This is a genomic window from Candidatus Nanopelagicales bacterium (genome assembly GCA_018003655.1).
Classification (GTDB): Bacteria; Actinomycetota; Actinomycetes; order S36-B12; family UBA10799; genus JAGNDY01.
In genome coordinates this window covers 1-8,438 of record JAGNDY010000076.1, presented here as the reverse complement: position 1 = coordinate 8,438, position 8,438 = coordinate 1, and the positions used below count along the sequence as shown (strand labels likewise).

Genomic DNA, 8,438 nt, shown 5'->3' with positions numbered 1-8,438 from the left:
CGCGCCCTCACCGGTCGCCGAGCATCTCCGCCACCATGAACGCCAACTCCAACGACTGCTCGCGGTTGAGACGTGGATCGCACGCGGTCTCATAGCGATCTGCGAGCTGATGCTCCTCGATGCCGAAGCTGCCGCCCACGCACTCGGTGACGTCGTCACCGGTGAGCTCAATGTGGATTCCGCCGGGGTGTGTGCCGAGGTTGGCATGGACCTCAAAGAATCCACGAACCTCGGTGATGACGTCGTCAAAGGACCGTGTCTTGTGGCCACTGGCAGACGTACGCGTGTTGCCGTGCATCGGATCGCAAATCCAGGCGACCTGATGACCGTTGGCCTCGACCTTTTGGATGATCCCGGGAAGCACCTCGCGCACGTTCGCCGCACCCATGCGCGCGATCAGGCTGATGCGGCCAGGAATTCGGTCAGGATCGAGTTGCTCAAGCAGGCGCAGCGCGTCGTCAGGGTTCGAGGTTGGACCGAGCTTGACCCCGATCGGATTGTGTATCCGTGAGGCGAAGTCCACGTGGGCACCAGCTGGATCGCGAGTCCGCTCGCCCACCCACAGGAAGTGACCGGAAACTGAGTACGCATTTCCCGTGCGCGAATCGATCCGGACCAGTGGCTGCTCGTAGTCCATGATCAACGCCTCGTGGGCAGCGAAGAAGTCAACCCGTTTGAATTCCTCGGGATCCGCACCACACGCTTCCATGAATGACAGCGCCCGATCGATGTCGCCGGCCCACCTCTCGTACCGCTGACCCGCCGGGCTGTCACGGACGAAGTCCTGGTTCCACGCATGCACCTGTCGCAGATCGGCGTAGCCGCCCTGGGTGAAAGCGCGAACCAGGTTCAGCGCCGCTGCCGAGGCGTTGTACGCCTCGATCAACCGTTGCGGGTCTGGGACACGAGCTACCGGATCAAATCGCAGTGCGTTCACACCGTCACCGAAGTACGACGTTGCCGTGATCCCATCGCGGGTCTCGGTTGCCGCCGAGCGGGGCTTGAAGTACTGGCCCGCCATCCGGCCGACTTTGATGACCGGCACCCGGGCGCCATAAGTCAGTACGACCGCCATCTGCAGGACAGTCTTGAGTCGAGCCCGGATCGATTCAGCCGTATTGGCAGCAAACGTCTCGGCGCAGTCACCGCCCATGAGCACGAACGCTTCACCTCGCGCAACGTTGGCTAGCTCATCTCGGAGCTGATCGCACTCACCGGCGAACACCAAGGGGGGACGAAGCGCCAGCTGCTCGCGGACGACCGCGACGGCAGCATCATTGGGCCATTCGGGCTGATGTGCAGCAGGCAGATCGGGCCAGGTCACTACGGAGTCCACGCTATGAGGGTATAGCCCGACGCAGTGCGACTGCCTCTCGCATTTCCTGCGGGTGCGGCAGCAGCAGCGCGACCAGCGCACAGACAGGGACATGGCCACCGCGTGCCGTACCATTCCCGCGTGCGGATTCTCGTGACCGGCGGCCTGGGCTTCATCGGGTCTCATGTCACCCAGGCGGCGATCGAAGCGGGCCATGAGGTGACCGTCATCGATAACCGGAGCCTCGAAGAAGCAGCCAGCCAACCCGACTGCTCAGACCTGGCAGACATCTTTGCCAGGCGGACAGTCAACGTGGTTCAAACCGATGTGCGCGACCACTCGGGACTCGCGGCCGAACTCACCGGCGTGGACGCCGTCGTTCACTTGGCGGCGAAGGTTGGACTCGGTGACGGGGTTCGCGACGCTGCCGACTACGTCTCACATAACGACCTTGGTACAGCCACCTTGGTAGCAGCAATGGCTGAGACGAGCATCGACCGCTTAGTGCTCGCTAGCTCAATGGTCGTCTACGGCGAGGGCGTGGCTCCTTGCGCCCAACATGGCCTGGTTCCACCTGCGGCCCGGAGTCGTGAGCAGCTGGCGGGTGGCGATTTCGAGGCGAGATGCCCCACCTGCGGGGACACCCTGGGCCACCACCTCGTCGGCGAGGAATCGCCACTGGAACCGGCCAACGTCTATGCCGCGAGCAAGGTCGCGCAGGAACACCTGGGCAACATCTGGGCTCGAACAACTGGCGGCGCCGCAGTGGCGTTGCGATTCCACAACGTCTATGGCCGCCGCCTTCCGCGCGATACCCCCTACGCGGGCGTGGCCGCGTTGTTCGTCTCGATGCTCGCCAACGGCGACGCACCGAGGGTGTACGAGGACGGTGGTCAGCGGCGCGACTTCGTTCACGTTCGCGACGTTGCCCGCGCCGTCATCGCGGCGGCCGTTGCGCCCGTTCCGGGTTCAGCCATGCCCGCTTACAACATCGGCAGCGGCCACCCCCGAACCGTTTTGGAGTTGGCGGCCGCCCTGTCGACCGCCACTGGTGGGGCACCGCCAGTGGTCACCGGAGAGTTTCGGCTGGGAGACGTTCGCCACATCACCGCCTCCAATCAACGCGCGGTCAGCGAACTCAACTGGGCGCCGGAGGAGCATTTTGCAACGGGTATGGCCGAGATCAGCCATAAGGGCGCGTAAGACATTCGTAAGCAAGATCAGTGGCCGACCTGCCCTAATTGCTCTATTTTGAGATCGTGCCCGCCGCCTCCGTTGACGTCGTCCTGCCGTGTCTCAACGAAGCCCTGGCACTTAAGCCGGTGCTTCGAGAGCTACCGCCGGGCTACCGGGCGATCGTGGTGGACAACGGTTCCACCGATGACTCCGCGGAAATCGCCAACGAGCTGGGCGCCCTCGTCGTGTCAGAACCAACGCCTGGCTACGGCGCCGCGTGTCACCGGGGCTTAGTCACGGCGACCGCCGACCTTGTCGCCTTCTGCGACGCTGACGCATCGATGACACTGGCCACGCTACCCGCGTTGGTCGAACCGGTCGAAGCAGGCCGCGCCGACATGACGTTAGGTCGGCGCGTCCCCACCCAGACTGGCGCTTGGCCGCTTCATGGGCGACTGGCCAACCGGTTCCTGGCCTGGCGGGTGCGGTCGGTGACCGGCCTCACCGTGCGCGACATCGGACCGATTCGGGTCGCGCGACGGCAGGAATTGCTCGACCTTGGCGTGGCCGACCGCCGCTTCGGCTACCCACTGGAGACGCTCATCCGGGCCGGTCAGGCTGGTTGGCGCGTCGAGGAGTTCCCCATCGACTACGAGCCTCGACTGGGCAAGTCGAAAGTCACCGGTACGGTTCGCGGGGTCGCCCGTGCCGTGCGCGATATGAGCGCCGTGCTGGCTGACTGCAAGAACATGCGGCCAGACATGACTCCCACCGCGTCGTCGGCCGCGGAGAGTTCCGTATGAGCCTGGAATCGCAGGCGTTGACTGTCATCGTCATTGCCAAGGAACCCATTCCAGGTCGGGTCAAGACCAGGCTCACGCCCGCAGTTACTGCCGTGCAGGCCGCCGCGCTGGCCAGCGCCGCCCTCCACGACACCCTTGAACTGGTGAGCAAGGCCGACGTCGGCAGGCGAATTCTGTTACTTGACGGTGCCCGCGGCGACTGGATTCCTGCCGGATTCGAGGTATGGCAACAAGCTGGCGGTGGGTTAGACCTCCGCCTCGCCGATGCGTTCGACCGTGTCAGCGGTCCAGCCCTGCTCATCGGCATGGACACGCCCCAGATCACCAGTTCCGACATTGTTGTCGACTTCGCCGACTTCGATGCCTGGCTCGGCCTGACGGTTGACGGCGGGTATTGGGCCGTGGCAATGCGCGAGCCTGATCCGAGCGTCTTCCCTGGTGTTCCCATGAGCCTGGACACCACCGGCAAGATCCAACTCGCACGTCTGCGCCAGGCGGGTCTGGAGGTCGGCATGCTGCGCAGCTATCGCGACGTCGACACAATCGCCGACGCTCGCGTTGTTGCGGCTGGGGCGCCCCATACGCGGTTCGCCATGGAGTTCGACCGCATCGACTCCAACGTTGATTGGCCTACTGAAGGCGTGTTTGACAACGCGCTTCGCCACGGTAGCGATCTGCATCTTGTCCATGACCAGGGTGAGCGAACAGTGCTCAACGTCCGCAGGTGGTTGGCTGAACCCGACGACGCCGACCATTCGCTGCTTGATCGCTGCAACGGCGCCACGCTGGACATCGGCTGTGGACCGGGCCGATTCACCATCGCCCTGGCTCGGCGCGGCCACCATAGTCTCGGTGTTGACACAGCCCCGACCGCAGTTGAAATCACCCGCGCTGGCGGTGCAGCCGCACTGTGCCGCTCGGTCTTTGACACGCTGCCGGGCGAAGGTCACTGGGACACCGTCCTACTCGCCGACGGGAACCTCGGCATCGCTGGGGACCCCGATCGCCTCCTGCGGCGCTCACATGAACTCCTGCGCACCGGTGGCCGGTTGCTCGTGGAGCCAACATCAGCAGACGTCGATCACGTCGTTCCCGTGCGATTGTCCAACGGCCGCGGGAACAATAGCGAGCGATTCTGGTGGGCTCAGGTTGGACCGTCCGCGACTGTGACGCGGGCACTGGCCGCGGGATTCGAACCACTCGATTCCTGGAGCGTGTCAGGCCGAAGTTTCCTGTCGTTCATCCGCTCCTGACGGCTTGCGCAGGCTCAAAAGACTGAACAGTGCGGTGAGCACAGCAATCACGACCAGCACGATGACCAGATTCCGCCCGTAATCCAGTGGTAGCAGTGACGGATTGGTGGGGGTACGGCCAGCACCGATGACAACGGGAATCGCCATTATGGCGACCACTCCCGCCACGATCAGTCCGCCCTGAACCGGAGCCCGGAACCTCGCGGGCACGGCTCGCGAGATCGCCCACCCAATGGTCGCCACCCCGGCCGCAATCACCACGTCGTGGATGACCACACCGGCCGCCAGCCAGACGATCAGATTGGGGAACGCCTTCAGCGGAACCTGGTCAAGGAGGTTGTACGCACCGAGTGCCAACAACAGCAGACCAGCCGCAATCAGAGCAATTCGTGTCTTCATACGACCTCCAAGCGGGAGACCCATTTGGTCTGTAGCACCCCTGGCCGGTTGGGCGCCATGATTCGCGCTGGATATCCATGCTCGATGTCCAACGGCTCACCGTCGATCCTGAGGGCCAAGATTGTCATCGGGTCGTTGACGAACTGTGAGGGCAATTCAGTGACCCGGTAGTTGCCTTCCTTCTCCAGCGAAACCACCCGCACTGTCGCATCCTGGCCCGCCTGAATCTGGTCGAGCAGGTCGCGGATCGGAACCCCAGACCAACGCGCGCTTGCCGACCAACCCTCGACACAGGCAATCGGTAGGTCGAAGGTGCTCTGCGGCATCGCCAGCAACTGGTCAAGGGTGAAATCCGCACCACGATCGCCAGCGACAGACAGCCGGTACTGTGCGCCGATCGCTGCCGCCGTGATGCCGGCGGCTTGCGAGGTTCGGTTGACCGGTAAACCCTGTGGCCCGATCGAGGGACGACGCGGTGCCAACGCCGCCAGCTTCTCCAGCGGGGACAGCGTCTGCCCGACAGTGGTCAACGTGACTGCCCCAACTGCCAACCCACCGGTCAGCAGAAAGCCTCTGCGAGTCAGGCCCGAGGTACTGGTGCTCGGCGCCGAACTCTGGTTGACGAGCACGGGTTCGCGGTCAACTTGCTCCGACGGTGGCGCGTCCTGCGCATCCCCCTCGACCCCCGGTCCAGGATCTGGTTCTGCCCGCGTGCTGTCCGAGCGTCGGCGCAGCGCAGCCATGATGTCTGGAGCCTTGACCGCCAAATGAATCAGGATCGCGCCAACGATCACGAACGAGATGGCGTAGTGGGTCTGGGTGAAGGGAAAGGACCAGGGGTACCACTGGGTGATGTTGATCGTGCCGGTGGCGAGTTGGAAGATCATTGCGGCAACGAGAATGAAGATCGACGCTCGTTCCAGCGCATTAAGCACTGACTTTATCGGCGGCCAGACGAATAGATTCGGGTAGACGGTCCAGAGCTTGAGGAGCAGGAGGGGAATCGCAGCGAGCCCTGTGGCGACGTGCAGCCCTTGCGTCAGCCGATACCCCCAAGTGGGGGCGGTGGGGATAGGCAGCCAAGTTACGGGGTGCTGCTGGAAGTGGCTGAACAGTCCGGTCAGGAAGCAAATGGCAACGGCGGTTCCCAGCGCGATTCCGATGAGGGTTGCTGCCCTTTTGGTTCGCAGTCGACTGGTGAAGGCGCCCTGTTTGAACGGAAGCAGGGGCGGAGGCTTGTCGGGGAAGAAGCGCACATCACGAACCTACGGGTTGCAGGCGGCTGATACCTCCTGGTTTTTCTTACCAACCTGTTACGAATTGCGCTCACGACGACCCGCAGACGTCTCCAAGCTGGGAAACTGTCCGCGATGAGATCACGATGGGCAACGGCCGCGGCGACGCTCGTGCTCGCTGTTTTGGCTGCCCTGACCTGGCAAGCGGTGCGGTTGACTCACGATCCACCGACTGCTTGGCACCTGCTCTGGCTGCTGCTTGGGATGTGGGCCCTGTTCGGTGTGGGCGCACTGCTGGTTCGCCAGACCGGAAAGCGCGCGGCACTGTGGCTCATTATCGGCGGTGGGCTACTTCTGCAAGTCGTTGCAATGACAGCCGGGCCCCACCTTTCCAGCGACTTCTTCCGCTATGTCTGGGACGGGCACGTTCAATCCGCCGGGGTCAACCCGTACCTGTATTCGCCAGTGGACCCCGAATTGGCACCGCTGCGCGACGATTACTTCTTCCCACCTGGACGAACCTGTGTCGATCAGGACGTCGTCGGACCATGTCCAATCATGAACCGTCCGAACGCCCACACCATCTATCCAGGTGGCGCCCAACTCTTCTTCCGTGCGATGTCTGCGGTCACTCCCGATGGTCACCGCGCGCTGCCATTGCAGATTGCTGCCGCAGTCTTTGCGATGTCGACCCTGGCCATCATGCTGTTGCTGGCAAAACGCCGGGGAACCGATCCACGCCGGACAGTCCTGTGGGCCTGGTCGCCGCTAGTAGTCATTGAGTTGGGAAACAACGCACACATCGATGGCTTGGCCGTCCTCCTCGCGGTCGCTGGCACGGTGGTGTTGGCGAGCGTGACCCTCGGCCGCTCGCGCGCGCTGCTGGGCGGCGCACTGCTGGGGCTGGCGGTGGCGACCAAACTCTTCCCGGCGGCGATGTTCCCCTCGGTACTCAAACGGCGACCACTGCTCGTCATTGCCAGCGCCGCGGCGGCATTCGTCATCACGTACCTGCCGTACGTGTTTACCGCCAGATCCGAGGTGGCGGGATTCCTGCCCGGATACCTGAACGAGGAGGATGGCAGCGGGTTGGCAGTGCTGCGGTTGGTGCTGCCACAGCCGATTGCGCTGGGAGTCGGCATCGTGGTGTTGTTGGCAGTAACCACCTGGGCACTACTTCGCACCGATCCACGTCGGCCGTGGATAACGGCGGCGGCGACCGTCGGGGTCTCATTCATCGTTTTGACTCCGGCCTACCAGTGGTATGCGCTACTCCTCGTCGCGCTCATTGCCCTGGGAGCCCCAAGCCGTTGGTTGATCCTGCCGCCCTTGATGACGGTGGCGTACATCTACCCTGCTCTTGAGTTTGATGTTCCACATCCACGCGGAACCCTCTATCTGCTGGCGGCGCTCTTTGTTTCAGGAGCCTGGTTGCTGCGTTGGTGGAAAGACAGATCCACAGACACCGGATCCCAAGAAATGGCGGAAACATACCAATGAGCCTGCGCCCCGACATCGCCATCATTGGAGGCTCCGGCCTGTACTCGATGTTCTCGCCCGACTCACCCGAGCACGTCGAGACGGTAGCCGTCGAGACCGAGTTCGGTCCGCCCTCAGCTCCGATCGAGATCGCAGATGTCGGGGGACGGCTGGTCGCCTTCCTGCCCAGGCACGGGACCAATCACCAGTTCCCCGCGCACGCAATCCCCTACCGGGCGAACCTGGCAGCACTGGAAATGTTGGGCGTTGGGCAGGTGCTTGCACCCTGTGCGGTGGGTTCGCTGAAGGCCGAGCTGCCGACTGGCTCGTTGGTGGTTCCCGACCAGCTCGTTGACCAGACCAAGTCCCGCCCGCAAACCTTCTTCGATCGTTTCGAGGCCCAGACCGTCCACGCGCAGTTCGCCGATCCGTACTGCGAACGAATGCGCCTGGAAACGCTGAACGCTTCACGGTCGCAGGATTGGCCGGCGCACGACGGGGGCGCGATGGTCGTGATCGATGGTCCCCGCTTCTCCACCCGCGCCGAAGCGGTCTTTTACGGAAACCAAGACTGGACACTGGTCAATATGACCGGCCACCCGGAAGCTGTGCTGGCCCGCGAGCTTCACCTGTGTTACTGCGCCCTCGCGCTGGTGACCAACTACTCCGCGAACCTCACGACGGGGCCGGGTGTCTCCGAAGAGGATGTGTACCGCCAGTTTGCGGCCAACATTGACCGGTTGCGCGCGGTCCTGCTGGAAACCATCACCACGTTGTC

8 protein-coding genes are annotated in these 8,438 nt (G+C 63.5%); 5 read left to right on the top strand and 3 right to left on the bottom strand.

The genetic code is table 11. The features are described 5' to 3' along the window. Nucleotides 1-7 precede the first annotated feature (7 nt). On the bottom strand, nt 8-1,429 hold the full coding sequence (locus KAZ48_09370) for a 3-deoxy-7-phosphoheptulonate synthase class II (GenBank protein MBP7972997.1): 1,422 nt from the start codon (nt 1,427-1,429) through the stop codon (nt 8-10). A gap of 27 nt (nt 1,430-1,456) precedes the next feature. On the opposite strand from KAZ48_09370, the gene KAZ48_09365 reads away from it, so the two are divergent. Genes KAZ48_09365 through KAZ48_09355 form a run of 3 tightly spaced genes read left to right on the top strand, consistent with a single transcriptional unit; the run spans nt 1,457 to nt 4,547 of the window. After that, a complete protein-coding gene (locus KAZ48_09365; protein MBP7972996.1) occupies nt 1,457-2,518 on the top strand; it encodes an NAD-dependent epimerase/dehydratase family protein in 1,062 nt (353 codons plus the stop codon). Nucleotides 2,519-2,574: 56 nt separating this feature from the next. Further along, the gene (locus KAZ48_09360; GenBank protein ID MBP7972995.1) at nt 2,575-3,294 is read left to right on the top strand and encodes a glycosyltransferase family 2 protein; all 720 of its coding nucleotides are present in this window, start codon (nt 2,575-2,577) and stop codon (nt 3,292-3,294) included. Further along, nucleotides 3,291-4,547, top strand: coding sequence for a DUF2064 domain-containing protein (locus KAZ48_09355; GenBank protein ID MBP7972994.1), 1,257 nt, complete (start codon nt 3,291-3,293; stop codon nt 4,545-4,547). The genes KAZ48_09360 and KAZ48_09355 overlap by 4 nt, the downstream gene beginning before the upstream one ends. On the opposite strand, the gene KAZ48_09350 is transcribed toward KAZ48_09355, so the two are convergent. Together KAZ48_09350 and KAZ48_09345 are read right to left on the bottom strand one after the other, a co-directional pair. After that, nucleotides 4,512-4,946, bottom strand: a complete 435-nt coding sequence (locus KAZ48_09350) for a hypothetical protein (GenBank protein ID MBP7972993.1) — start codon at nt 4,944-4,946, stop codon at nt 4,512-4,514. The genes KAZ48_09355 and KAZ48_09350 overlap by 36 nt on opposite strands. Further along, nucleotides 4,943-6,136 (bottom strand): molybdopterin-dependent oxidoreductase, encoded by a 1,194-nt coding sequence (locus KAZ48_09345; protein ID MBP7972992.1) that lies wholly within the window; start codon nt 6,134-6,136, stop codon nt 4,943-4,945. The genes KAZ48_09350 and KAZ48_09345 overlap by 4 nt, the downstream gene beginning before the upstream one ends. Before the next feature lie 180 nt (nt 6,137-6,316). On the opposite strand from KAZ48_09345, the gene KAZ48_09340 reads away from it, so the two are divergent. Next, nucleotides 6,317-7,681: a DUF2029 domain-containing protein gene (locus tag KAZ48_09340; GenBank protein MBP7972991.1), complete on the top strand. Its 1,365-nt coding sequence runs from the start codon at nt 6,317-6,319 to the stop codon at nt 7,679-7,681. Beyond that, nucleotides 7,678-8,438 (top strand): S-methyl-5'-thioadenosine phosphorylase (locus KAZ48_09335; protein ID MBP7972990.1); only part of this gene is annotated, 761 nt, incomplete at its 3' end. The genes KAZ48_09340 and KAZ48_09335, both read left to right, overlap by 4 nt.